This window comes from Streptomyces sp. NPDC002206 (genome assembly GCF_053593595.1).
The window spans coordinates 964,463-990,170 of sequence record NZ_JBSFCW010000001.1; the positions used below are offsets into that span (position 1 = coordinate 964,463).

The window sequence follows — 25,708 nt, forward strand, 5'->3', positions numbered from 1 at the left end:
GTACGCCGAGCGCTCTTTTCAAGGAATGGGTGGAGGGCTTCAACCCACCCACCCTCCCCAGCAGCCAAGTTCACTTTTCGTGACCGGCTTGCCACGCAAGGTCGCGACGCTCTAGCGTTCCGAATAACGAACGACCCCTGCCGGTGCGGGAACACCGAACAGGGGTCTGACCAGCAAGATCGAAAAGGGCGATCCCATGGCTGACAGCCAGCTTAGTGCTGCCTCGTGCGCACCGCACGTACCCCCGCACAGCCCGCACACACCGCCGCACCCGATGGCCAACCCGGGCTACGGCAAGCGGTCCGCGTCCGGCCAACGACCCCGTACCGCACAGGACTTCGCGCACCTTCCGCCGCGTGAGGCCGCCGTCGCCGCCTATGTCGACCGGCTGCCGGACGGCGCCGACATCGCCGTGAAGACGCTGGCCAAGGTGTTGCCGTACGGGCAGTGCGCACTGCGGACCGCGCTGAACAACCTCCAGCGGGCCGGGCATCTGCGCCGGGGCAGCGAGCACGTCATCGGCTCGGGCAGCGCACGCTGGGTGACGCGTACGTTCTTCTCCCGCACGCCTCGCGACGACGACTGGTGGGCTGCGTTCACCAGGGGCGACGCACCGCCGGAAGAACGGCGGCCGACCCGTTCCCGGGCATTCGTCCTGCTGGCCGCACTCGGCCGCACCGCACCCGCGCTGAGCCTGTCGTCGACGGACTGCGCAACGCTGGAGCCGTATGTCACGGCGTGGTTCGACCGGGGCGCCACCGAGGCACAGCTGCTGCACGCGCTGACCGACGGGTTGCCGGTCCCGGTGCATCATGCGGCGGCACTGGTCCGCAGCCGCCTGACCACCAAATTGCCACCCGAACGGGTCGCTCCGTCCACACCGTCCGCCGCGCTACGGGTCCTGGAATGCGCGAAATGCGGCACACCGGGCCGGGCGGAGACACTGCCCGGCGGCGAGTGCGGGCCATGCCGGGGTGCGCAGACCTCCGCACCGGCGAGCAGCCGCGGGATCCCGGCCGACGGGGTCCGCAACCGGATGGCCGAGGTGCGGGCCGCGATGGCCCCCCGCCCCAAGAGGCAGGACGTGATCACGTGACGCCGCGGCCGCGACTCCGAACTCCGGGCCCGCAGGCGTCGGTCTGCAGGTGGCTGCGCGCCGGGGCGGCCGTGTCACCGCAGCGGGCCCGACACCGCTCGGTGTCGGGCCCGCTGGGCGGTCAACGCGTGGGCCGGGGTGCCTGGTCGGCACCCCGCCTCATGCGTCAGGCGTGGGAGCCGGCCTTGCGACGGCGTACGACGAACACCGCGCCCGCGCCGATCGCCAGGGCCGCGCCGCTCGCGAGGGCGAGCTGCGACGTCGCGGAGGACGAGCCTGTGGCGGCGAGGCTGCCGCTCACGGGACTGGCCGACGCACCGCCCTGCGGCTTGACGTCCGAAGTGTTCGGCTCGGTCGTGCTCGGCTTGGCGTCGTCGACCTTGCCGGGCTTGCTGCCTGCGGCGGCGATCAGGAACTCGTAGCCCTCGAGGTCCGGGTTCCCGCCGCAGGTTCCGTTGTCGTTGAAGTAGTCACCGGCGACGAAGGTGACGCCGTTGCCCGCGGGGGCCGAGGCGTCGACCGTGAGGCGCATCTTGACGTCGGCGTGGGCGCCTGCCTTCAGCGGGCTGATGGCGTCCATGTAGTGCTCGTTGTCGACGGTCTTCCACGTCGAGGACGAGGCGGACGACCACTGCAGGTGCACCAGGTCGTCGATGTCCTTGAGTCCGCTCTTGTCGGTCGCGTGGACGTAGGCGAACGGAAGTACCTCGTCCATCGTCTTGTCGGTGCCGTTGGTCACCCGGAGATTGAAGTCGACCTTCGTGCCGGCGACGACCGTGGACGGCAGACCCGTGACGACCGTGGTGAGCTCGGCCTCGGGGACGCAGTCCTCGCCGCCCTCGCCCGCCTCCTCCTTCGCCTTGGCCAGCGCCTCGTCGGCGGCGGTCTTGTCAGCGAGCGCCGCCTCGGTGGCCTTCTGCGCCTGGTCCAGCGTCCGGGTTGCGGCGACCCGCTCGTCGTCACGCGCGTCCAGGGCTTCCACGACCTTGGCATCGGCGGCGGCCTTGGCATCGGCGGCGGCTGTGGCGGCGGCTTCCGCCTCGGTGAGAGTCGTCGCCGCCGCGGTCTTCTCCTCCTCGGTGGCCGTCTCCGGGAGGGCGTCGACCGCTGCCTTGGCGTCGACGACCGCCTGGTCGGCGTCGGTCTTCGCGGTGGCGGCGTCGGCGGCCGCGGCCTCGGCGGCCTTGGCTGCCACGGCCAGCGGAGAGGTGTCGGACAGGACCGCCTCCAGAGCCGCGTAGGCGGCACTCTCGGCCGCCACGGCGTCGTCGTACGCCGCCTGCGCTGCGTCGGCGGCCTTTTCCAACTCGGCGATGGACGGCTTCTCCTGCGTCTGCGCGGCCGGCTTGTCGTCGGCGAACGCGGGGGTGACCGACAGCAGGAGGACAGGCGTGGTCACTGCGGCGGCAACAGCTGTGGCAAGAATCCGGCGAATCTTCACAAGAACCCTTCGGAGTCCGAAAAAGAGAAGAAGGGGTCGCAGCGGAATGGGACACGCAGATGCGACTTGAGCCGATCGTATGGCCGGGGCGACGGTCGACCGTCACGAGTTTTTCACCTGTTCCGACCAGCACCACAACACCGGGACAGACAGAAAAGACGAAAGGGTGCAGTTGCTTTCACTACCTGCACTTTCGCTGTGAGGAATGCCACATGACCCGGGGCGCCTCGTTCTGCGCTTCTCCGGCGCCACCCCACCCGGCAAGCGCCTGCACCTTCACGTACGCGGCCCTGCCGCCGCCACAGCGCTCACAACCTGGAAGGCCGGCAGGAGAGTTGTGGCGTTTCCGTCGAGGAACTCAACAGGGAGGCGGGGCGCGTCCCGTCCCACCGTTGGGAACGCGCCCCGACGTCACGGCCTCATGAGACCGGCCACCGAATCAGCTGGTGAAGATGAAGTACTTCCAGGCGCCGTGCGTCGTCGAGTTCACGTTGTCCCCGGAGCTGAAGTTGATGTACGAGGAGCGCACCCGGGCGCGGATGCCCGACTTGGCGGCTCGAGCTGCGCGAACAGGAGGTGACGTCCGTCCTCAGAGCCAGCCGCGACGGCTCGCCTGGACACCGAGCTGGAAGCGGGTCTGCGCACCGAGCACCTCCTGGAGGCGGGTGATGCGGCGAGCCACCGTCCGCTCGCTGACGCCGAGCTCGCGGGCGATCGAATCGTCGGTCAGGCCACCACTGAGATAGGTGAGGAGCTGCCGGTTCTCGGCGGTGGCAGTTGCGCCGATGTCGTTCGCCGTGTCGACGGCGGTGGGCAGCGGGACGGCGATCTGCCAGAACGACTCAAACACGCCGATCAGCGCCTCGAGTAGGTCCGATCGCTGCACGAGAATGTGGTGACGACGGCCCCAATTGCTTGCAGGGGGGCATACGAGGGCGAAGCGGTCGTCGCAGATGCCCATGTTCAGCGGGATGCCAGGAAAGACACGCGCTCGCTCACCGAGGTCGATGGAGGCCTGGACGCCCTCCCGGCCGGGCCTGTCGCGCAGCACTTCGGCCCCATAGACGACCGAGCACTTGACGCCGCGCGTCAGTGCCTCCCGAAAGCCGGGGGCCAGGCTGTTGGGTTGTGCCGATCGGCCGGTGAATCCAATGGTCAGGCAGCGGAGCTGCTCGGTGGCCTCGTCGTAGAGCCGCCGGACAAGTGCCCTGCGGGCCACCTCCGTCCGGGCGATTTCAATGTAACTGACCCCTTCGATGTGGTGGTCGCGCCAGAAGCGGGACAGCTCCTCGACGCCATTGCGCAACTCGGCCAGTTCCTTGGTGCGGCTTTCCACCACGACGTCGAGCGCAGCGCGTGGGGGGTGGGCGACAAGCCGTGCGCCGTCCGGTCCCACCAGGCCGAGGCCGGTCAGTTCACCGACCGCCGCGCTCATGGCGTGCGAGGTCACGCGGAGGACGCTCGCCAGTTCAGCCGGAGCCATCGGGCCCCGCTCGACCAGGGTGAGGTAGACATCCTCGGCCGTTTCGCTGATACCTATGCCATGAAACGAATACATATGCCCCATTATCACATGCAGAGCCCGGGCGAGGCGAGTGCCGTTGGACACAGTGCTCTGCGTGTGTCAGCAAGGCAGTTGCGATGAGTCCACTGGTCTCCAAGAGTGCGGGACCTGTCAACTTTCTGCCATGCCGGATCTAGACAACACAAGCTCTTCATCGGCGCGCCACTTCCTCGCAGACTCTGTGTACGACGCAGCTGACCGCCCCTCACTCCGCAGGGACACCCCCGCGCGTCGGCTCGCGCACACGAAGGAGTTCTCTGTGAAGAAGACCCTGACCTGGGCTGTCACTGCTGGGATCGCGGCCACCTGCACCCTCGGTGCCGCCCTGCCGGCCATGGCCGCGGACGACACGACGTCCGCCGCCGTCACGTCCCCCGCCGCCCCCGGCTCCGCGTTCGACACCTCCCGCCTGTCCCCGGAGCTGAAGGCCCTCGCCGACCAGGTCCTGGCCAAGCTGCCGGCCGACTGGCAGCAGCGCCGCGATGCCGCCGCCGCCAAGTACGGCATCCACGACACCCAGTGGGCCGACGTCCGCAACAGCGTCCTCAACCCGGGTGACTACCAGTGCCAGAACACGGCGCTCAGGGACTACCAGGGGACCCTGCTCCAGGGCGCCAACTTCGAGCTGCTCCTCTTCCTCTACTTCCTGGGCGTGTTTGACATGCCCACGTATGACGCGCTGTTCTTCGGCAGCGAGTCGAAGTCCAACACCTTCGGTGTCAACGGCGAGTACACCAACGAGCTGACGTCCGAGGGCAAGGACCTGAAGAAGTTCTGGGACATCAACTCCGACGACATCCAGATCGTGCCGATGCACGGCGGCGAGGTCTTCTCCTCCCCGGAGCGGCTGGCCCCCGTCGTGAGCCTGATGTACGGCATCCCGAAGGAGAACAACCAGGCGGCGCTGGCCCTGGCCAAGGTGTTCATCTACGTGATCAACCTCGAGCCCGTCCTCCAGGGCGGCGACAACCCGTTCTTCACCCTCAACGCGTTCGCCTTCACCGAGAAGGGCGACCCGGACCCGGCAGGCATATCCGACCGCATCGTCATGGGTGACGGCATCCTTCAGGCCCTGAAGGCGGTGGGTTTGGGCGACACCGCCCCGCGTGCCGTCCTCGCCCACGAGTTCGGCCACCACGTGCAGTACGAGAACAACCTGATCGACAACACCACGCTGACCGGGCCGGAGGCCAGCCGTCGCGTCGAGCTGATGGCGGACGCGTACGGCACGTACTTCCTCACGCACTCGCGCGGTGAGGCCCTCAACGCCAAGCGAGTGCTGGACTCCGAGAAGTCCCTCTACGAGGTCGGCGACTGCAGCTTCACCAGCCCCGGGCACCACGGCACGCCCAACCAGCGCTTCACGGCCGCCTCGTGGGCCGCGAGCGTGGCCGATGACGCCGCCAGCCAGGGTCACATCCTGCCCTCGCTGAAGTTCGACGAGCTGTTCGAGGCGAAGCTGCCGGACATCGTGAAGCCGGACGCGATGAACTGAATGCGGTGATCCGGGTGCGGCTCGGCGGGCCCTGAGACCCGCCGATCCGCACCCGCCGCACTCGACCCGAAAGGCCTGCCGGACAAGGCAGGGGTCTTGGAATTCCGCGGTCCCGGCACCTTCTTGCCACGCCGGATTCCGCCCGTACGAACGCTTCATCGGAACGCCGGTCCCTCGCAGACTCTGCATCCGGCACCGCCGACCGCCTCCCTCGCTCCGCAGGGACACCTTTGCGCGTCGGCTCGAGCACACCAAGGAGTTCTCCGTGAAGAAGACCCTGGCCTGGGCGGTCACCATGGTGACCGCGGCCACCTGCACCCTCGGTGCCGCCTTGCCGGCCATGGCCGCGGACGACACGGCGTCCGCCGCCGTCACGTCCGCCGCCCCCGGCTCCGCGTTCGACACCTCCCGCCTGTCCCCGGAGGTGAAGGCCCTCGTCGACGAGATGCTGGCCAACCTGCCGGCCGACTGGCAGGAGCACCGCGATGCCGCCGCCGCCAAGTACGGCATCCACGAAACCCAGTGGGCGGACCTCCGCAACAGCGTCATCAACCCGGGCGACTACCAGTGCGGGAACACGGCGTTCAGGGACTACGCGAACAGCCTGCGGACAGGCATCAAGGATCAAGACCTGCGCGACTGGCTCGACGTCTTCGGCGCGTTCGACATACCCACCTATGACGCGCTGTTCTTCGGCAGCGAGTCGAAGTCCAACACCTTCGGCGTCAACGGCGAGTACACCAACGAGCTGACGTCCGAGAGCAAGGACCTGAAGAACTTCTGGGACATCAACTCCGACGACATCCAGCTCATGCCGATGCACGGCGGCGAGGTCTTCTCCTCCCCGGAGCGGGTGGCCCGCGTCCTCGCACTGATGTTCGGGATCAATAACGAGCCGGTGGTGCAGAGACTGGCCAAGGTGGTCATCAGCCTCGTCAACGCCGACCCCGTCCTCCAGGGAGGCGACAACCCGATCTTCACCTTCAACGCGTTCGCCTTCTCCGAGAAGGGCTCGCCGCAGCCGTACGGCATCTCCGACCGCATCGTCATGGGTGACGGCATCCTTCAGGCCCTGAAGGAGCTGAGCCTGGGCGACATTGCTCCGCGTGCCGTCCTCGCCCACGAGTTCGGCCACCACGTGCAGTACGAGGACCACCTCTTCGCCAACACCAACCTGACCGGGCCGGAGGCCACCCGCCGCACCGAGCTGATGGCGGACGCGTTCGGCACGTACTTCCTCACCCACTCGCGCGGTGAAGCGCTCAACACCAAGCGGGTGCTGGACTCCGAGAAGTCCTTCTACCAGGTCGGCGACTGCTACTACGACAGCCCCGGCCACCACGGCACGCCCAACCAGCGCTTCGCTGCCTCCTCGTGGGGCGCCAGCGTGGCCGATGGTGCGGCCGACCAGGGTCACATCCTGCCCTCGCTGAAGCTGGACGAGCTGTTCGAGGCGAAGCTGCCGGACATCGTGAAGCCGGATGCGACGAACTGAGCCCTCTGAACCGGGTGCAGCCCGGCGGGCCCTGAGGCATGCCCGGCTGCACCCTTTCCACGGCACCGCCTGGGTGTACTACGGCGAGGGACACACACGGTTGATGAATCCCTTCATCACGGCCGACGAGTTCAAGCTCGCCTCGCAGAACGAGGGCCACACCCTCGTGAGCGAGGAACTCTGCTCCTGGATCATCGAGCAGCTGTAACAGCATGTAACAGTGCCGGGTACGACGACGTCGGCCCCCGGGACCAACTGGTCCCGGGGGCCGACGTACGGGCACTTACCGATCCGTCAGGATCAGAAGTCCATGTCACCGCCCGGCATGCCGCCCGGAGCGCCCGCAGAGGCCTTCTCCGGCTTGTCGGCGATGACGGCCTCGGTGGTCAGGAACAGCGCGGCGATCGACGCGGCGTTCTGCAGAGCGGAGCGCGTAACCTTCGCCGGGTCGAGAATGCCCTCGGCGATCATGTCGACGTACTCGCCGGTCGCGGCGTTCAGACCGTGACCGATCGGCAGGTTGCGCACCTTCTCGACGACGACGCCACCCTCGAGACCACCGTTGATGGCGATCTGCTTGAGCGGGGCCTCCAGCGCCAGCTTGACGGCGTTGGCGCCGGTCGCCTCGTCACCCGAGAGCTCCAGCTTCTCGAAGACGGCGGTGGCCTGCAGCAGCGCCACGCCACCACCGGCGACGATGCCCTCCTCGACGGCCGCCTTCGCGTTGCGAACGGCGTCCTCGATGCGGTGCTTGCGCTCCTTGAGCTCGACCTCGGTGGCGGCACCGGCCTTGATGACGGCCACGCCGCCGGCCAGCTTCGCCAGGCGCTCCTGGAGCTTCTCGCGGTCGTAGTCCGAGTCGGAGTTCTCGATCTCGGCACGGATCTGGTTGACGCGACCCTGAACCTGGTCGCTGTCACCGGAACCGTCGACGATCGTGGTCTCGTCCTTGGTGATGACGACCTTGCGGGCGCGGCCCAGCAGGTCCAGGCCGGCGTTCTCGAGCTTGAGACCGACCTCCTCGGAGATGACCGTGCCACCGGTGAGGATGGCGATGTCGCCGAGCATGGCCTTGCGGCGGTCACCGAAGCCCGGGGCCTTGACGGCAACGGACTTGAAGGTGCCACGGATCTTGTTGACGACCAGGGTCGACAGGGCCTCGCCCTCGACGTCCTCGGCGATGATCAGCAGTGCCTTGCCGGACTGCATGACCTTCTCCAGCAGCGGAAGGAGGTCCTTCACGTTGCTGACCTTGGAGTTGACGATCAGGATGTACGGGTCGTCCAGGGACGACTCCATGCGCTCCATGTCGGTCGCGAAGTACGCCGAGATGTAGCCCTTGTCGAAGCGCATACCCTCGGTGAGTTCCAGCTCCAGACCGAAGGTCTGGGACTCCTCGACGGTGATGACGCCTTCCTTGCCGACCTTGTCCATCGCCTCGGCGATGAGCTCGCCGATCTGGGTGTCGGCGGCGGAGATGGAGGCCGTCGAAGCGATCTGCTCCTTGGTCTCCACGTCCTTGGCCTGCTCCAGCAGAGCGGCGGAGACGGCCTCGACGGCCTTCTCGATGCCCCGCTTGAGGGCCATCGGGTTTGCACCCGCGGCTACGTTGCGAAGGCCCTCACGGACGAGCGCCTGGGCGAGAACGGTGGCGGTGGTCGTACCGTCGCCGGCGACGTCGTCCGTCTTCTTGGCGACTTCCTTGACCAGCTCTGCGCCGATCTTCTCGTACGGGTCCTCGAGCTCGATCTCCTTGGCGATGGAAACACCATCGTTGGTGATCGTGGGCGCGCCCCACTTCTTCTCGAGGACGACGTTGCGGCCCTTGGGGCCAAGGGTGACCTTGACGGCGTCGGCGAGCTGGTTCATCCCGCGCTCGAGACCGCGCCGTGCCTCCTCGTCGAACGCGATGATCTTGGCCATGTGAAGTGGTCCTCCCGGACAGGGGTGGATTTCTCCGGACCGAGTGGCGCCCGCGACGGACGGCCTGCCTGCCCGGTGGTTCCTTGCCCCACCAAGCCTGCGGGCCTCACCGGCCCGGTCCAAGTTCTGTCACTCTCACCTGGAGAGTGCTAACGCCAATGATTAGCACTCGACCCCCACGAGTGCAAGCGCCCCCGGCGGTTGTGGACAACGTGCGGACCGGGCGACGGCGCGCGGGATGCCGCGGGCATGCCACGCGGGGCGACGGCCGACATCACGCGTGAAGGGCCCGTCCCCCTGGGGGTACGGGCCCTTCATGCGTGAGTGGTGTCGTTGGCCGACCGCGCCGAGCTCAGCCGACGGCGAGCTTGACCATGTCCGCCTGCGGCCCCTTCTGGCCCTGCGAGATCTCGAATTCAACTCGCTGACCCTCTTCGAGGGTGCGGTACCCGTCCATCTGGATCGCGCTGTAGTGGACGAAAACATCCGCACCACCGTCGACCGCGATGAAGCCGTACCCCTTCTCCGCGTTGAACCACTTGACGGTGCCCTGAGCCATGCCTAACTCCCCTATTACTGGCCCTTGCACAGGACCGCACTTCGCGGGCCCGGGTCAGAACTCACCCTCCGACAGGAGAGGGTGCGTGCGCCGGAACGCGTCGACCGCGGCCGAATGTATCTGCCCAACTGCCCTCTGCAACAGGTCAATCGGACGAGAATTCTGGGCAGCACTGAACGCCCGAATATGCGGAATTTGTGCGATTCCAGGGCAACTCGGACCGGGCAAAGGCCACTTATGTCGCAAGGAGTTCGAACACTTTGGCTGCATCTTGTCGCGGGCGGGCGCATTCTCATATGCGGTCGGCACGGGCAGCGGAGGGGGCTGCCCAACTGTACCGCGCTTAACCATGCAGAATTGCCCCCTCCGCTTACCTCGCAGAGGGGGCAATTCCGGTGACGCTGTGAAGTCGGCCGCGGGGCCTACGGGGAGTCCGGGCCGGGGCGACGGAAGGTCAGCAGCCGCCCGCGACGGCCGGGATGATCGAGATGCCGGCGCCGTCCGGGGTGGCCGCCTCCAGGCCGCCGTCGAAGCGCACGTCGTCGTCGTTGACGTACACGTTCACGAACCGGCGCAGCTTGCCCTGGTCGTCCAGGACGCGCGCGGCGATGCCCGGGTGGTTCTGCTCCAGCGACTCGATGACCTGGGAGAGGGTCGCGCCCTCGGCCGGGACCTCGGCCTGACCGCCCGTATAGGTGCGCAGGATGGTGGGGATACGGACCTTGACGCTCATGTGGGTGCCTTCCTTGCGTCTCGGGTGGACGTCTCGGGTGGACGTCCCGGTGGTCGGGTCAGCTGCGGGCCAGGCCGGCGTCGCGGAACGCGTCGAGGCTGGGCCGGATGGTCGCCGTCGGACCGGTGGTCGGGGCGACCGCGTCCAGCGTCTTCAGACCGTCACCGGTGTTGAGGACGACGGTGGTGAGCGTCGGGTCCAGCAGGCCGGCCTCGATCAGCTTCTTCGTGACGCCGACCGTCACCCCGCCCGCCGTCTCCGCGAAGATGCCCTCGGTGCGCGCCAGCAGCTTGATCGCGTCGACGACCTGCTCGTCGTCGACGTCCTCGACGGCGCCGCCGGTCCGGCGGGTGATGTCCAGGACGTACGGGCCGTCGGCCGGGTTGCCGATCGCCAGCGACTTGGCGATCGTGTTCGGCTTCTGGGGGCGCACGACGTCGTGACCGGCCTTGAAGGCGGTGGAGACCGGGGAGCAGCCCTCGGCCTGGGCACCGAAGATCTTGTACGGCCTGTCCTCGACGAGACCGAGCTTGATCAGCTCCTGCAGGCCCTTGTCGATCTTCGTGAGCTGCGAGCCGGACGCGATCGGGATGACGAGCTGGTCGGGCAGCCGCCAGCCGAGCTGCTCGCAGATCTCGTACGCAAGCGTCTTGGAGCCCTCGCCGTAGTACGGGCGCAGGTTGACGTTGACGAAGCCCCAGCCCTCGCCGAGCGGGTCACCGATGAGCTCCGAGCAGAAGCGGTTGACGTCGTCGTAGTTGCCCTCGATGCCGACCAGTTCACCGCCGTACACCGCGGCCATGACGACCTTGCCCTGCTCCAGGTCGTGCGGAATGAACACGCAGGACCGCAGGCCGGCCCGGGCGGCGGCCGCGCCCACGGCGCCGGCGAGGTTGCCGGTGGAGGAGCAGGAGAGAGTGGTGAAACCGAAGGCGCGGGCGGCCTCGACGGCGATCGCGACGACGCGGTCCTTGAAGGAGTGCGTCGGGTTGCCGGAGTCGTCCTTGACGTACAGGCCGCCGGTGACGCCCAGTTCGCGGGCGAGGTTGTCGGCCTTGACCAGCTTGGTGAAGCCGGGGTTGATGTTGGGCTTGTCCGCGACATCGGCGGGGACCGGCAGCAGCGGCGCGTAACGCCAGATGTTGTTCGGCCCGGCCTCGATGCGCTTCTTGAGCTCGTCCGGGGAGCCGCTCGGCAGGTCGTACGCCACTTCGAGCGGCCCGAAACAGGTCGCGCAGGCGAAAATGGGACCGAGCTCGAAACGCTCTCCGCACTCGCGGCAGGAAAGTGCCGCGGCGGGACCGAGGTCGACAGCGTCGGCGGAAGAATTGGTGCTCACTGCAACGGTCTGCGTAGCCATGATGGCGAGGCCCTTTCTCCTCATCTTCCTCGCGACGCATTTCGTCACGAGACGGAATTGGCACCTTCCCCACCTGACCTCGCGGTCGGCAGGAGGGTTGCCGGGACTTCAACGGGCCGTTCCCTCAGTCCCTCTGGATGAGCGCTGTGGCACTGGATCATCGATCCAGGCATTTATCGGCGGAGGACCCCGGCATGCGAGGGTCATCCGCGTTGTTCAAGACTGTAACCGAAGCATCGGACGGTTGAGATGGCCGTCCGAACCGCGAGATGGATCACATACAGGGAGTATCGACCGTGCTGGAAGAGGTCGAACGCTGGCTGACCAGACGTTCCTGGTCGGCCGCCGACCGTCCGCTGGACCGGCTCGTCGCAGCCAGGACCAGGGATCCGCGGCGCGGGAGTGTGAGCGTCGTGCTGCCCGCCCTCAACGAGGAGGCGACGGTCGGCGCGATCGTCGAGACGATCCGGGTCGAGCTCATGGAGAGGGTCCATCTGGTCGACGAGCTGCTGGTGATCGACTCCGGATCGACGGACGCCACCGCGGAGGTCGCCCGGAAGGCGGGCGCCCGGGTGGTGCACCGTGACGACATCCTCCCCCGGATACCCGCGCTGCCCGGCAAGGGCGAGGTCCTCTGGCGATCACTCCTGGTCACCGACGGTGACATCGTCTGCTTCATAGACGCCGACCTGAAGGACTTCTCCGCGGATTTCGTCTCCGGCATCATCGGCCCGCTGCTCACCGATCCCGAGGTGCAGTTCGTCAAGGCGATGTACGACCGCCCGCTCGGAGACACAGCAGGCCAGGGCGGTCGCGTCACGGAACTGGTGGCCCGGCCGCTACTCAATCTGCACTGGCCGCAGCTGGCCGGCTTCGTCCAGCCGCTGGGCGGGGAGTACGCGGTGCGGCGCTCGCTGCTGGAGCGGCTGCCTTTCCCGGTCGGTTACGGAGTGGAACTGGGCCTGCTCGTGGATGCGCTGCACACCGTGGGGCTGGACGCGCTGGCACAGGTCGATGTAGGGGTCAGAAAACACCGCCATCAGGACGGGCAGGCGCTGGGCCGGATGGCGGCCGCGATCTACCGGACGGCGCAACTGCGCCTCTCCCGCGGCCACTTGGTGCGACCGTCCCTCACCCAGTTCGAACGGGGCGAGACCGGCTTCGTACCGCGCACGCACGCCGTGGACACGGAGGAGCGGCCGCCGATGCAGGAGATCAGGGAGTACGTTTCGCGCCGCGCCGCCTGAGGTGGCCTGACTTCGCACGTTTGGGCGGTTCGCGATCGGGCTAGATTCCGCAACATGGTCTCCGAGCACGTGATCACATCTGCCGCCCAGGTACTCGTCGCCTCCAACCGCGGCCCGGTCTCGTACGCACTGAGCGAGGACGGTTCGATCAGCGCCAAACGGGGCGGCGGCGGACTCGTCTCCGGGCTGAGCGCCGTCGAGGACAAGCTGTGGGTCTGCGCGGCGCTCGACGACGGGGACAGGGAGGCGGTCCGGCGCGGGATCGCCGAGCCGGGCGTACGGATGCTCGACATCGACGCCGATGTGCATGCCGACGCGTACAACGGCATCGCGAACTCGGTGCTCTGGTTCGTCCACCACATGCTGTACCAGACGCCGCTGGATCCGGTCTTCGACGCGGAGTTCCGCCGGCAGTGGGCGTCGTTCGAGGCGTACAACCTGGCCTTCGCACAGGCGCTCGCCGAGGAGGCGGGCGAGGGCGCGGCGGTGCTGGTGCAGGACTACCACCTGGCCCTGGTCCCCGGCATGCTCCGCGACCTCCGCCCCGACCTGCGGATCGGTCACTTCTCGCACACCCCCTGGGCCCCGGCCGACTACTTCCGCCTGCTGCCCGACGACATCGCGGAGCAGCTGCTGCGCGGCATGCTCGGCGCGGACCGGGCGGCGTTCCTGACCCGGCGATGGGCGGACGCGTTCACCGCCTGCTGCACGGAGGTCCTGGGCGGCACCGGCCGGACGAGGATCGGTGTGCACGGCCTCGGCGCGGACGCGGACTTCCTGCGCCGTCGCGCGCACCAGCCGGACGTGGCCGAACGCATGGCGATCCTGCGGGAGCAGGTGGGCGGCACCGGCCGGAAGACGATCGTGCGGGTCGACCGTACGGAACTCTCCAAGAACATCGTGCGCGGGCTGCTGGCGTACCGGGAGCTGCTGAACACCCGCCCGCAGTGGCTCAAGCGGGTGGTGCATGTCGCGTTCGCGTACCCGTCTCGGCAGGACCTGGCGGTGTACCGGGAGTACACGGCCGAGGTGCAGCGGCTGGCGGACGACATCAACGAGGCGTACGGAACGCCCGATTGGACCCCGGTCCTGCTGCATGTGAACGACGACTTCGCGCGCTCGCTGGGGGCGTACCGGCTGGCGGACGTGGCGCTCGTCAACCCGATCCGCGACGGCATGAACCTGGTCGCGAAGGAGGTCCCGGTGGTCTCCGACCATGGCTGCGCGCTGGTGCTGTCGCGGGAGGCGGGGGCGTACGAGGAGCTGGGCGCGGACGCGATCGTGGTGAACCCGTACGACGTGTCGGCGACGGCGGCGGCCCTGCATGCGGCGCTGACGATGCCGGACGGGGAGCGGGCGGAGCGGACGAAGCGGCTGGCTGCGGCGGCGACTGCGCTGCCGCCGCAGCAGTGGTTCCTGGAGCAGTTGGAGGCGTTGCGGCGGGACTGACCGTTCGGCGGCGATCGTTCAGAGGCGCCGGGCGAGGGCCGCGAGGAAGTCGACCACGGCCGCCGGACCCGGCAGCAACAGGTCCGCCCGCTCGGCCAGTTCCGGCACTTCCGCGCTTCCGCTGCAGACCAGCAGACCCGGGATGCCGTCGGGGCCCTCCGTGCGGAGCTTCTCCACCGCGGCGTACGCGGCGAGGTCGCCCAGGTCGTCCCCGGCGTACAGGACGGACTCGGCGTCCGTCTCCCTTACGTACTTCGCGAGCGCCACGCCCTTGTCCATGCCGGGCGGGCGCAGTTCCAGGACGAGGCGCCCCGGCTCGACGATCAGTCCGTGCCGTGCCGCGAGCTCGCCCAGCGGGCCGCGCAGCGCGTCGAATGCGGCCTGCGGGTCGGCGGCGCGGCGCGTGTGGACGGCGAGCGCCTGCCCCTTCTCCTCGATCCATGTGCCGTGCCAGGAGTCGAACCGGTCCAGCACACCCGGGAGTTCGGCACGGACCGCCGCCACACCGGGGTGCGGGGCAGGGGCGTGAACGGTGCCGGACACGGCGTCCCAGCGTTCGGCGCCGTAGTGGCCGAGTACGACGAGGTGGTCGAGGCCCGGGACGCCCGCGAAGCCGCCGTGCCGGACCGCGACGCCGGCCGGGCGGCCGGTGATCACGGCGACGGAGGCGACCTTCGGGGCGAGCGCGGCGATGGCCGGGACGGCGCCGGGGTGGGCGCGGGCCTGCTCCGGGTCCGGGACTATGTCGGCGAGGGTGCCGTCGAAATCGAGGGCGACCACGGCGCGGTCGGGACGGGTCAGGAGGGCGGCGAGGCCTTCACGGCCGGCCGGCGTGGTGGGGGTGGGGAGGGATTGCTCTGGGTTGCTGCCCATGGGCCGAGCCTATCGGGGGTGACGGAGCGCGGCTACGGCTGCACCTGCGGCAGGCCTGTTCCCCTGCCCCGGCCCCTTCCCGGGACCCGCGGCTCCACCGGGGACCCCGGACCTCGAACGCCGGAGGGCCGGTCCTTCCGGAACAGCGCCCCGACTACCGCCTCCCCCGCCGGGCCTCCCGCACGCGCCGCAGCCGGTTGACCGTCACCGGGTCCTCCTCCAGCGCCCGCCGGTCGTCCAGCAACGCGTTCAGCAGCTGGTAGTAGCGCGTCGGCGAAATCCCCAGCCCCTCGCGGATCTCCCGCTCCTTCGCGCCGGGCCCGGGCCACGACCGCCGTTCCACGGCCAGCACCGCACGCTCCCGCTCGGAGAGCCCCGGCTGCATCGTGTCCGGGGTCTCCGCACCGTGGGAGTCGTTCTCGGAGGCGGTCATATCAGCCAACATAATGCCCGCGCCGCGTCCTGCTACTCCGCCGCTTCCGCCGTCGCCGCCCCCCGCGCGATCTCGGCCAGCACACCCGCCGGACTGCCGCCCGGCTCCACCGCCTTGCCGATGTCCTGCTTGATCAACTCGCTCGTCCGCGCCCACGACGTATTGCCGACGGGGTAGAACTCCGAGTTCGGCAGCGCCGCCAGGAACTTCCGCAGCGGCTTGTGCTTGACGTCCGTCTCCATCACCGCGGACGCGCTGTCGGTGACCGGCAGCAGGTCGTACTCGTCGGCGAAGGCCACCACGTTCTTGTCCTCGAACATGTAGTCGAAGAATTTACCGATGGCTTCGCGGTGGTTGTTCTGCTTGAAGCCCATGATCCAGTCGGCGACGCCCATCGACCCCTCGGTCGGGCCGTTGATGCCGGGCAGCGGCACCATGCCGACCTGGACACCCTTCTGCTCGGCCTCCTGCATCAGCGTGGGGTGCCCGTTGAGCATCCCCACCTTGCCGCTCGTGAACGCGTCGAACGCCTGCGCCCGGTCCAGTTTTCCGGGGGCCACCGGGCCGACCAGCCCCTTGTCGACCAGATTCGTCTTCAGCCAGTCGAACGTCTTGATGTTCTCGGGCGAGTCGATGTCGTACGCGCCGACGTCGTCCGTGTAGCCGCCGCCCCCGCTGAGCAGCCACATCATGGTCTCGGCCTGGGACTCCTCCTGACCGAGCGGCAGCGCGAACGGGTAGGTGACGCCACGCTGTTTGAGCACCACGGCGTCGTCACGGATGTCGTCCCAGGTCTTCGGGGCCTCCAGGCCCGCCCGGCTGAAGTATTTCTTGTTGTAGAAGAGCAGCCGGGTGCTGGCGACGAACGGCAGTCCGTACTGGGTCTGGTTGTACTGGCCCGCAGCGGCCAGCCGCGGCAGGAAGTTCGCCTGCGTGCGGATGGCCAGCATGTCGTCGGCGCTGTAGAGCTTCCCGGCCTTGGCGTAGTCCGCGTAGGCACCGATCTGCGCGATGTCCGGGGCCTGCCCCTTCTTCACCATCTCGGCGACCTTGCGGTCGACGTCCTTCCACGAATAGACGTTGACATCGACCTTGATGCCGTTGTGGGACGCCTCGAAGTTCCTGGCGAGTTCGTCCCAGTACTTCTTGGAGCTGTTCGCCGCGCTGTTGCCGTAGTCGGCCGCGACGAGTTTGAGGGTGACGTCCCTCGCTGCGCTGCCGGTGCCACAGCCCGACAAGGTTGCCGCCATGCCGAGTGCGGCTACCGCCGCGGTCAGTGCCAAGTAGTGCCGCTGCACAGCCAGTCCATCCTCATCGATTCGGTGACCACCCGACCGTCCGGATGAGCTGCGATTTTTACCCATGCCGCCAAGGGAGGTCTACACCAGAGAAGTATCGCTTCTGCAACGTAACCGGACCTGTGTCCGGATGGTCCGGGGTGTCATTGCACGGGAACGGAACCGGCTGTTAAGTACATCTCGGCACACGGCACTTCGTGGTCTGAACCTTTCCGTGCCCGCTGTTCTGCACCGCCCCGTCGTTACCGTTCCCCCACGCACCGAGGAGCCGTCCAGCATGTCCCGTACCGCATCAGAGATTGCCACCCAGCCCAACTGCTGGCGGCGCGCCGCGGAGGCAGGGGCCGCGTTCGACGGACTGCCGCGGCCGGGTGAGCGGGTCGCCGTCACCGGGTGCGGCACCTCCTGGTTCATGGCGATCGCGTACGCGGCGCTGCGCGAGGCGGCCGGGCAGGGCGAGACCGATGCGTTCGCCTCCTCGGAGTTCCCCGCGGGGCGTCCGTACGACCGGGTCATGGCGATCACCCGCTCCGGCACGACGACCGAGGTCCTCGACCTCCTCGGTGAGCTGCGCGGCAAGGTGGCCACCGTCGCGCTGACCGCCGACCCGAAGACGCCCGTGATGGATGCCGCAGACGCCGTGGCCGTTCTGGACTGGGCGGACGAGGAGTCGGTCGTCCAGACCCGGTTCGCCACCACCGCGCTGGCCTTCCTGCGGGCCGGCCTGGAGGCGGCGGGTCCGCTTCCGGCGGGGGTGAAGACGGTCGCCGAGGCAGCGGTCGACGCGGAGCTCGCGGTGACGGAGCCGCTGGCGGAGGCGGTCGTCGCCGCCGAGCAGTGGACATTCCTGGGGCGCGGCTGGACGTACGGGCTGGCCCAGGAGGCCGGGCTCAAGATGCGCGAGGCGGCGGGTGCCTGGACCGAGTCGTACCCGGCGATGGAGTACCGCCACGGACCGATCTCGATCACCGGTCCGAACCGGGTCGCGTGGGTGTTCGGCGCACTGCCCGAGGGACTCGCGGGCGAGGTCGCGGGAGTCGGCGGCACGCTGGTGGCCCACGCCACTGCCGACCCGATGGCCGATCTGATCCGGGCCCAGCGGCTCGCGGTCGAGATCGCGGAGTCGAAGGGGTACGACCCCGACCACCCGCGCAATCTTTCGCGCAGCGTGATCCTGGCGCCCTGAGCCGTCGGCCGCGCCGACCGCCCTCATCATTTTGTATGGACGCGCAACAAACAGCGATAGTGGACTAGACCTATCGGGGTCCGGCGGGCGAAACTGTTTTCCGTGAAACACGTCATCGCCCTCGATGTGGGCGGCACCGGAATGAAGGCCGCCCTGGTGGGGGCCGACGGCACCCTGCTGTACGAGGCCCGGCGCGCGACCGGCCGGGAGCGCGGACCCGACGCCGTCGTGGAGTCGATCCTCGCCTTCGCCGCGGATCTGCGCGCCCACGGCGAGGAACAGTTCGGCGAGAGCGCCGCCGCGGCCGGTGTCGCCGTGCCGGGCATCGTCGACGCGGAGAACGGGATCGCGGTCTACGCCTCGAACCTCGGCTGGCGCGACGTACCGATGCGGGACAAGCTCGGCGAGCGGCTCGGTGGAGTGCCCGTCGCGCTCGGCCACGACGTCAGGACCGGCGGCCTCGCCGAGGGCCGGATCGGCGCGGGCAAGGGCGCCGACCGCTTCCTCTTCGTGCCGCTGGGCACCGGTATCGCCGGGGCCATCGGCATCGCAGGCAGCATCGAGGCCGGCGCGCACGGGTACGCGGGCGAGATCGGGCACATCGTGGTCCGGCCGGACGGGCCGGACTGCGGCTGCGGACAGCGCGGCTGCCTGGAGACCCTGGCCTCCGCCTCCGCGGTCAGCCGCGCCTGGGCCGCCGCCTCGGGCGACCCGGAGGCCGACGCGGCGGACTGCGCGAAGGCCGTCCAGTCGGGCGATCCCGCGGCCGTACGGGTCTGGCAGAACGCGGTCGACGCGCTCGCCGCCGGGCTGGTCACCGCGCTCACCCTGCTCGACCCGCGCACGCTGATCATCGGTGGCGGGCTCGCCGAGGCGGGGGAAACCTTGTTCGTACCACTCCGTGCGGCCGTCGAGGAACGCGTCACGTTCCAGAAGCTGCCCCACATCGTCCCGGCGGCCCTCGGGGACACCGCCGGATGCCTGGGCGCAGGGCTGCTCGCCTGGGATCTTCTCTCCACGGAGGTATCCGCCTGATGGCCGGACGCGCAGACAGCACGGTTCTCGCAGGGGCCAGGGTGGTTCTTCCCACCGGGACCGTCGAGAACGGGCGGGTGATCGTCGAGGGCACCCGGATCGCCGGCACCACGTGGACACCACTCACCGAGAGCAACCCCCCACGCCCCCCGGCAGCGTCAACCCCGCACCCGGGTGCCGCCGGCAGTGCACACGAAGGCGTCCGGACCGTCGATCTGACCGGCCACTGGGTCGTGCCCGGCTTCGTCGACATGCACAACCACGGCGGCGGCGGCGCGTCCTTCACCTCCGGCACCGTGGACGAGGTCCTGACCGGCGTCCGCACCCACCGCGAGCACGGCACCACCACCCTGGTCGCCTCCACCGTCACCGGCGAGATGGACTTCCTCGCCCAGCGGGCCGGCATCCTCTCCGAGCTCGTCGAGCAGGGCGATCTGGCCGGAATCCACTTCGAGGGCCCGTTCATCTCGCCGTGCCGCAAGGGTGCGCACAGCGAGAAGCTGCTGCGCCACCCGGACCCGGCCGAGGTCCGCAAGCTGATGGACGCGGCGCGCGGCACCGCGAAGATGTTCACGCTCGCCACCGAACTGCCGGGCGGCATCGAGTCGGTGCGGCTGCTCGCCGAGCACGGGGTGATCGCCGCGATCGGGCACACCGACGCGACGTACGAGCAGACCGTCGTGGCGATCGACGCGGGCGCCACCGTCGCCACCCACCTGTTCAACGCGATGCCGCCGCTCGCCCACCGCGAGCCCGGCCCGATCGCCGCGCTCCTGGAGGACGAGCGAATCACCGTCGAGCTGATCAACGACGGTACGCACCTGCACCCGGCCGCCCTGGAGCTGGCCTACCACCACGCGGGCGCCGCCCGCGTCGCCCTGATCACGGACGCGATGGACGCGGCCGGCTTCGGTGACGGTCAGTACCAGCTGGGCCCGCTCGCCGTCGAGGTCAAGGACGGCGTCGCCCGGCTCGTCGAGGGCGGCTCGATCGCGGGCTCCACACTCACCCTGGACACCGCGTTCCGCCGGGCCGTCACCCTCGACAGGATCCCGGTCGACGACGTCGTGCAGTCCATCTCCGCCAACCCGGCGCGCCTGCTCGGCGTGTACGACAAGGTCGGCTCGCTGGAGCCGGGCAAGGACGCCGACCTGGTGGTCCTGGACGCTGACTTCGCACTGAAGGGCGTCATGCGCAAGGGCGATTGGGTTATTGAGCCCCATCTTGGTTGATTCCACCCATTATTGACGACGGGTCGAATACGTAACGAAGAGAAGGTGGTTGGCCCCGAGGTCTGGGCCGACCGCCGTCTCTTTGGCATGATCGCTTCGTAAACAGCAGGGAAAGCGCGTTCTGGCAAGGGATCCGCGCTCCGGCACGGATCGAAGGGGTGACCGAGGTGATCCTCACGGTCACGCTGAACACGGCACTCGACCTGACGTACGGCGTACCGGCGTTGGTCCCGCACACCAGCCACCGCGTCGGCGACATCTCCGAACGCCCCGGCGGCAAGGGCCTCAACGTGGCCCGGGTGCTCTCCGCGCTCGGCCACGAGACCGTGGTCACCGGTTTCGCCGGAGGCGCCACCGGAGCCGTCCTCCGCGACCTGCTGGCCGGCCTCCCGCCGCGCGACGCACTCGTCACCGTCGCCGGGAACACCCGCCGTACGATCGCCGTCGTCGACGCGTCCACCGGCGACACCACCCAGCTCAACGAACCGGGCCCGCTCGTCACCGCCGGGGAATGGGCCGCCTTCCTCACCACGTACCGGAAGCTCCTCGGCGAAGCGGACGCAGTCGCCCTCTGCGGCAGCCTGCCGCCCGGCATCCACGTCGGCGCGTACGCCGAACTGGTCCGCCTGGCCCGCGCCGCCGGCGTCCCCGTCCTCCTCGACACCAGCGGCGAACCGCTGCGCCGGGGCATCGCCGCCCGCCCCGACCTGATCAAACCGAACGCCGACGAACTCGCCCAGCTCACCGGCTCCCGCGAACCGCTGCGCGCCACCCGCGACGCCCGCCGACGCGGCGCGCACGGCGTCATGGCCTCGCTCGGCGCGGACGGCATGCTCGCCGTCACACCCGACGGCACCTGGCGGGCCGCGCCGCCCGCCCGGGTCGCGGGCAACCCGACCGGAGCGGGCGATTCCGCAGTGGCCGGGGTGCTGTCCGGGCTCGTCGAGGGCCTGAGCTGGCCGGACCGGCTGCGCAGGGCGGTGGCACTGTCAACGGCGACGGTGCTGGCCCCGGCGGCCGGGGAGTTCGACCGGGCGGCGTACGAGGAGCTGCTGTCGCGCGTCGGTGTCGAGGAGTACGCACCGACGACGGCCTGAGCCGCGGAACCGCCCGGCACCATCCAGCACGATCCAGCACCATCCCGCACCATCAGAAGTTTCAGGGGGCAGCATGCCGCTCGTCAGCACCGGTGAACTCGTCTCGGCCGCCCAGGCCGACCGCCGCGGGATCGCCGCCTTCAACGTCATCACACTGGAGCACGCGGAGGCCATCGCCGCGGGCGCGGAGCGCGCCGGGGCGCCCGCCGTCCTGCAGATCTCCGAGAACGCCGTGAAGTTCCACGGCGGCCGGCTCTCCGCCGTCGCCGCCGCTGCGGCCGCCGTCGCCCGCGCCTCCGGCGCGCCGCTCGCCCTCCACCTCGACCATGTCGAGTCCGTCGACCTGCTGCACCAGGCGCACACGGAGGGCTTCGGCTCGGTGATGTTCGACGCCTCGAAGCTCCCGTACGAGGAGAACGTGCAGGCCACGGCCGACGCGGTGGCCTGGGGCCACGAGCGCGGGATCTGGATCGAGGCGGAGCTCGGCAAGGTCGGCGGCAAGGAGGGCGAGGCCCCGCTCGACGCCCACGCCCCCGGCGTCCGCACGGACCCGGCCGAGGCCGCCGCCTATGTCGCGGCGACCGGCGTGGACGCACTGGCCGTCGCGGTCGGTTCCTCGCACGCCATGACGGAACGCACCGCCGCCCTGGACCACGCCCTGATCGGGCAGCTGCGTGACGCGGTCACGGTTCCGCTGGTGCTGCACGGCTCCAGCGGCGTCCCGGACGACGAGATCCGCCGGGCGGTCGCCTCCGGCATGCGCAAGATCAATGTGGGCACGGCCCTGAACACGGCATTCACGGGCACGGTGCGCGCCTACCTGGCCGAGAACCCGACGGGCGTCGACCCGCGCAAGTACCTCGTCCCGGGCCGCGAGGCGATGGCCGCGACGGTGGCGGGATTCCTGGCGCTGATGGGCTGAGGAGCCACCGGGCGGCCGGTACGGAGGAGCCGGCACAGAAGAACTGCCCTACGTCCTCGTCCGAACCGTCGCGGTTCGGAAGAAGGCGTAGGGCAGATCGGTTCCGGGAGTGCTCAGCCCTTCGCCGACGTGACCTCGAGCCAGTCGAGAATCACGTCGCACTGGTTGCCGGTCTCGCACGAGATCTTGATCTCGTTGTCTCCCTGGTTCAAAGTCACCGGCGCCCACGTGGTCTGCCAGTTCTTCTCCCAGTTCGGGTCCGAGGACTTCACGAAGTTCTTCAGACCGATGGGCTGGCTGTTGGCCTTGCCGTTGACCGTCAGCGTGGCGTCGGCGTCCTTGGCCGGGATGGCGTACCGCACAGTCAGCCGGTACGACCCCGCCGCCTTCATGGACGCCTTCCAGGTCACCGAGGACCCCGGCTGGTTGAAGCCGGTGACGTACACGCCGTCCGCGCCCTCGGCGCCCTTGATGGTCTTCTCGACGGTGGCCGTGCCGCCCAGCTTCAGCGTCGCCGCGTCCTGCTTCGGCAGCTCCACCGGAGCTTCGGAGGACGACCCGGTGTTCTTCGGCTTCGGGGACTCGTCGACCTGACCGGCGGCACCGGCCGAGGTGGCGGCCTCGTTCTTCTTGTCGTCGTTGCCGTCGCCGGTCATCAGCGCGGCACCGATGCCGATGAGCACGACCGCGACGACCGCGACCGCACCGATCAGCAGACCCTTGTTGTTGGGACCGCCCTTGCCGGGGCCGCCGGTCCGGCCGCGGCCGCCCTGCGTCGCGACCGGTGCGGTGGGCGCACCACCGGGGTAGGTCTCGGGGGCGGCGTACTGCACATTCGGCCCGCCGTAGGGCGCCTGCGGCTGGCCGTACGGCTGCTGCTGCGGCACCTGCTGCCCGTACTGGCGCTCGCCGACGGTCCGGACCTGGTTGTACGAGGTCCTCGGCACGCCGGGCTGCGGGACCGGGCCCGGGTAGCCGTATCCGCCCTGCCGCGGCGACTGAGCGCCGGCCGCTTGTCCGTCCTCGTACAGGTAGCCGAACGGATCGTCGTCCTCGGGTGTGTTTGCGCCGTTGTTCCCGGCCGTCATCCCTGGGTCACTCCTCACCATGTCGCCAGCCGTCGCCGAAAATCGCCAGCCGTGGCCGACCGGCCGAGCCTACCTCGAACGGAGCACACCAAGAATTGCCGTTGACCTCCGGGGCCACTCGTTCACCTTGGTGGGGGTACGGCAACGGATGCCGGAACGGACCTGTCGTGAACGTCAGCCGGCCCTGCGGTGAACCTTCGACCGGGACCGCTTTTCCACGTACATCCGCTGGTCGGCGGAGCGCAGCACCTCTTCGGCGGTCATGCCGCAGCCGGCCCAGCCGATCCCGAAGCTCGCCCCGACCCGCACCGCGCGACCATCCACCCGAATGGGCGGAATAATGGCGTTTCGGAGACGTACGGCCAGATCCGCGGCGTCTGCGGCGCCGAGCCCGTCCGCGAGGACGACGAATTCGTCACCCCCGAGCCGTGCGACGGTGTCGCCGTCGCGCACACAGGTGGTGAGCCGGCGGGCGACCTCGATCAGGACGGCGTCACCGGTGTGGTGCCCGAAGCGGTCGTTGATCGACTTGAAGCCGTCGAGGTCGCAGAAGAGGACCGCGAGCCCCTTCGCCCCGTCGTCGCTCTCGTCGTCGGGTGCCACGGCGTGCACATGGTGGTCGTACGGGCCGCCGGCCACCGCGTCGGCCTCGAAGCCGTCGGCACGGAAGCCGTGCACGCGGCCCTCCGTGTCCTCGACGTCGCCGTACGCCGCGTCCAGCGCCTCCACAGCGGTGGTGGCAGCCGCGTGCGGACGCTCGCAGAGCCGGGCACTGAGCCGCGCGCGCAGCTCGGCACTGTTGGGCAGTCCGGTCAGCGCGTCGTGCGAGGCGCGGTGCGCCAGATGCAACTCGTGGCGCTTGCGCTCCTCTATGTCCTCTACATGGGTGAGGAGGAAACGCGGGCCGTCGGCGGTGTCCGCGACGACGGAGTTGCGCAGCGAGACCCAGAGGTACGAGCCGTCCCGGCGCCCGAGCCGCAGCTCGGCGCGGCCACCCTCGGCGGACGTCCGCAGCAGGGTGGCGACGTCCTCGGGGTGGACCAGGTCGGCGAAGGAGTAGCGGCGCAGTACGGAGGCGGGGCGGCCGAGCAGCCGGCACAGGGCGTCATTGGTGCGCAGCAGCCTGCCGTGCTGGTCACCGCCCATCTCGGCGATGGCCATGCCGCTGGGGGCGTACTCGAAGGCCTGGCGGAACGACTCCTCGCTGGCCCGCAGCGCCTGCTGTTCGCGTTCGAGCCGGACCAGGGCGCGCTGCATGTTTGCTCGGAGCCGGGCGTTACTGATCGCAATGGCCGCCTGCGACGCGTACATCTGGAGAGCCTCGCGGCCCCACGCGCCGGGACGGCGGCCGTTGCGCGGGCGGTCGACGGAGATGACGCCGAGGAGGTCTTGCCCGCCCCCGGACGCGTACATCGGGGCGTAGAGCCGGTCCTCCGGGTGCCACTCGTCCTCGAAGCGGGGCTCGGGGCCCTCGGTGTGCCACTGCGGTACGTCGTCGTCGAGGAGGACCCAGCCGTCGGTGTGCGGTATGAAGCGGAGCCCGTCCCAGCACTCACCCATGGCCAGGCGGCGATCCCACGAGGTGCGGGAACCGACGCGGCCGGTGATCAGGGCTTCGGCGGCGGAGTTGCCCGCGAAGGCGGCGACGACGAGATCACCGTCGGGACGGACGAGGTTGACGCAGGCCAGCTCGTATCCGAGACCGGCGACGATTCCGTCGGCCACGGTCTGCAGTGTGTCGGCCAGGCTCCGCGCCGTATTGAGATCGGCGACGGCCTGATGCAGCTGCCGCATCGTCGCCAGACGGACGTACGGCTCCGACTCGGCCTCCATTGCTCGCACTCCCCGAGACCTCGACAGCACTCCAGGTTTCTTATCGACGTACTAGTTCGCAGTGTCACCGCCACTGAATCACAGTGAGCTGTGCACCCGGTACACAGGGTCAACAAATATTGCGCTCTGTGACTCAAGTCACAACAGATGATGAAGGGTTGCGAGGGGCGCACCCAGGTGGCCCGTCCGTTTCTTGAACGCAAATCGGTACGTTTCAGTACGTTGCACCCCGTCGTCCCGGCACCTCCCCATCGGCCCGGAGTCCTAGGACCCCTCTGGTCCCCTGGCCCGATGCGGCGGCCCGCGACCCGCGGCTAGCGTGCCCGTTGTGTTGCAGACGAAGCCCCCC

Annotated in this window: 21 protein-coding genes and 1 riboswitch; of the genes, 10 read left to right on the forward strand and 11 right to left on the reverse strand. The window is 69.4% G+C overall.

All coding sequences use genetic code 11. The features are described from left to right. Positions 1-196: 196 nt before the first annotated feature. The gene (locus ACWCP8_RS04540; RefSeq protein ID WP_451114089.1) at positions 197-1,096 is read left to right on the forward strand and encodes a hypothetical protein; all 900 of its coding nucleotides are present in this window, start codon (positions 197-199) and stop codon (positions 1,094-1,096) included. 166 nt (positions 1,097-1,262) lie between these two features. On the opposite strand, the gene ACWCP8_RS04545 is transcribed toward ACWCP8_RS04540, so the two are convergent. After that, positions 1,263-2,537: an LAETG motif-containing sortase-dependent surface protein gene (locus tag ACWCP8_RS04545; RefSeq protein ID WP_451114090.1), complete on the reverse strand. Its 1,275-nt coding sequence runs from the start codon at positions 2,535-2,537 to the stop codon at positions 1,263-1,265. Positions 2,538-3,126: 589 nt separating this feature from the next. After that, on the reverse strand, positions 3,127-4,146 hold the full coding sequence (locus tag ACWCP8_RS04550) for a helix-turn-helix transcriptional regulator (protein WP_451114091.1): 1,020 nt from the start codon (positions 4,144-4,146) through the stop codon (positions 3,127-3,129). Between the two features lie 214 nt (positions 4,147-4,360). Here ACWCP8_RS04550 and ACWCP8_RS04555 point away from each other — a divergent pair, with 214 nt between their 5' ends. Together ACWCP8_RS04555 and ACWCP8_RS04560 are read left to right on the forward strand one after the other, a co-directional pair. Continuing rightward, positions 4,361-5,596 (forward strand): hypothetical protein, encoded by a 1,236-nt coding sequence (locus tag ACWCP8_RS04555; protein ID WP_451114092.1) that lies wholly within the window; start codon positions 4,361-4,363, stop codon positions 5,594-5,596. 265 nt (positions 5,597-5,861) lie between these two features. Beyond that, a complete protein-coding gene (locus ACWCP8_RS04560; protein WP_352265991.1) occupies positions 5,862-7,091 on the forward strand; it encodes a hypothetical protein in 1,230 nt (409 codons plus the stop codon). Between the two features lie 300 nt (positions 7,092-7,391). Here the strand turns inward: ACWCP8_RS04560 and groL are convergent, their stop codons facing one another. The 4 genes from groL to thrC all read right to left on the reverse strand — a co-directional run bounded on the left by groL (position 7,392) and on the right by thrC (position 11,666). Next, on the reverse strand, positions 7,392-9,014 hold the full coding sequence (gene groL, locus ACWCP8_RS04565; RefSeq protein ID WP_352265992.1) for a chaperonin GroEL: 1,623 nt from the start codon (positions 9,012-9,014) through the stop codon (positions 7,392-7,394). Between the two features lie 352 nt (positions 9,015-9,366). Next, the gene (locus tag ACWCP8_RS04570) at positions 9,367-9,573 is read right to left on the reverse strand and encodes a cold-shock protein (RefSeq protein WP_003967346.1); all 207 of its coding nucleotides are present in this window, start codon (positions 9,571-9,573) and stop codon (positions 9,367-9,369) included. A gap of 454 nt (positions 9,574-10,027) precedes the next feature. Further along, positions 10,028-10,306, reverse strand: coding sequence for a MoaD/ThiS family protein (locus ACWCP8_RS04575; RefSeq protein ID WP_352265993.1), 279 nt, complete (start codon positions 10,304-10,306; stop codon positions 10,028-10,030). 58 nt (positions 10,307-10,364) lie between these two features. Beyond that, positions 10,365-11,666 (reverse strand): threonine synthase, encoded by a 1,302-nt coding sequence (thrC, locus tag ACWCP8_RS04580; protein ID WP_451114093.1) that lies wholly within the window; start codon positions 11,664-11,666, stop codon positions 10,365-10,367. 17 nt (positions 11,667-11,683) lie between these two features. Beyond that, a riboswitch (SAM riboswitch) is annotated at positions 11,684-11,810 on the reverse strand. Positions 11,811-11,962: 152 nt separating this feature from the next. Here thrC and ACWCP8_RS04585 point away from each other — a divergent pair. Next, the gene (locus tag ACWCP8_RS04585) at positions 11,963-12,913 is read left to right on the forward strand and encodes a glucosyl-3-phosphoglycerate synthase (RefSeq protein ID WP_451114156.1); all 951 of its coding nucleotides are present in this window, start codon (positions 11,963-11,965) and stop codon (positions 12,911-12,913) included. A 54-nt stretch (positions 12,914-12,967) separates the two neighbouring features. Next, a complete protein-coding gene (locus ACWCP8_RS04590; protein ID WP_451114094.1) occupies positions 12,968-14,362 on the forward strand; it encodes an alpha,alpha-trehalose-phosphate synthase (UDP-forming) in 1,395 nt (464 codons plus the stop codon). Between the two features lie 18 nt (positions 14,363-14,380). Here ACWCP8_RS04590 and otsB read toward each other — a convergent pair whose 3' ends face one another. The 3 genes from otsB to ACWCP8_RS04605 all read right to left on the reverse strand — a co-directional run bounded on the left by otsB (position 14,381) and on the right by ACWCP8_RS04605 (position 16,966). After that, the gene (otsB, locus tag ACWCP8_RS04595; protein ID WP_355994589.1) at positions 14,381-15,235 is read right to left on the reverse strand and encodes a trehalose-phosphatase; all 855 of its coding nucleotides are present in this window, start codon (positions 15,233-15,235) and stop codon (positions 14,381-14,383) included. A 154-nt stretch (positions 15,236-15,389) separates the two neighbouring features. Next, positions 15,390-15,668, reverse strand: coding sequence for a DUF3263 domain-containing protein (locus ACWCP8_RS04600; RefSeq protein ID WP_451114095.1), 279 nt, complete (start codon positions 15,666-15,668; stop codon positions 15,390-15,392). Positions 15,669-15,700: 32 nt separating this feature from the next. After that, positions 15,701-16,966, reverse strand: coding sequence for an ABC transporter substrate-binding protein (locus tag ACWCP8_RS04605; protein ID WP_451114096.1), 1,266 nt, complete (start codon positions 16,964-16,966; stop codon positions 15,701-15,703). A gap of 277 nt (positions 16,967-17,243) precedes the next feature. On the opposite strand from ACWCP8_RS04605, the gene ACWCP8_RS04610 reads away from it, so the two are divergent. From ACWCP8_RS04610 to ACWCP8_RS04630, 5 genes are all read left to right on the forward strand, one after another. Then, entirely contained in the window at positions 17,244-18,152 is a 909-nt protein-coding gene (locus ACWCP8_RS04610) for an SIS domain-containing protein (protein WP_451114097.1), read from the forward strand. Between the two features lie 102 nt (positions 18,153-18,254). Then, complete coding sequence (locus tag ACWCP8_RS04615) at positions 18,255-19,187, forward strand: ROK family protein (RefSeq protein ID WP_355994581.1); 933 nt, start codon at positions 18,255-18,257, stop codon at positions 19,185-19,187. Then, a complete protein-coding gene (gene nagA, locus ACWCP8_RS04620) occupies positions 19,187-20,419 on the forward strand; it encodes an N-acetylglucosamine-6-phosphate deacetylase (RefSeq protein WP_451114098.1) in 1,233 nt (410 codons plus the stop codon). The genes ACWCP8_RS04615 and nagA overlap by 1 nt, the downstream gene beginning before the upstream one ends. A gap of 167 nt (positions 20,420-20,586) precedes the next feature. After that, positions 20,587-21,516: a 1-phosphofructokinase family hexose kinase gene (locus tag ACWCP8_RS04625; RefSeq protein WP_451114158.1), complete on the forward strand. Its 930-nt coding sequence runs from the start codon at positions 20,587-20,589 to the stop codon at positions 21,514-21,516. Positions 21,517-21,589: 73 nt separating this feature from the next. Then, positions 21,590-22,438: a class II fructose-bisphosphate aldolase gene (locus ACWCP8_RS04630; RefSeq protein ID WP_352266001.1), complete on the forward strand. Its 849-nt coding sequence runs from the start codon at positions 21,590-21,592 to the stop codon at positions 22,436-22,438. Between the two features lie 113 nt (positions 22,439-22,551). On the opposite strand, the gene ACWCP8_RS04635 is transcribed toward ACWCP8_RS04630, so the two are convergent. Both ACWCP8_RS04635 and cdgB read right to left on the reverse strand, forming a co-directional pair. After that, on the reverse strand, positions 22,552-23,526 hold the full coding sequence (locus tag ACWCP8_RS04635; protein ID WP_451114099.1) for a CBM35 domain-containing protein: 975 nt from the start codon (positions 23,524-23,526) through the stop codon (positions 22,552-22,554). A 174-nt stretch (positions 23,527-23,700) separates the two neighbouring features. Next, positions 23,701-25,359 (reverse strand): diguanylate cyclase CdgB, encoded by a 1,659-nt coding sequence (gene cdgB, locus ACWCP8_RS04640; RefSeq protein ID WP_352266003.1) that lies wholly within the window; start codon positions 25,357-25,359, stop codon positions 23,701-23,703. Between the last annotated feature and the right edge of the window lie 349 nt (positions 25,360-25,708).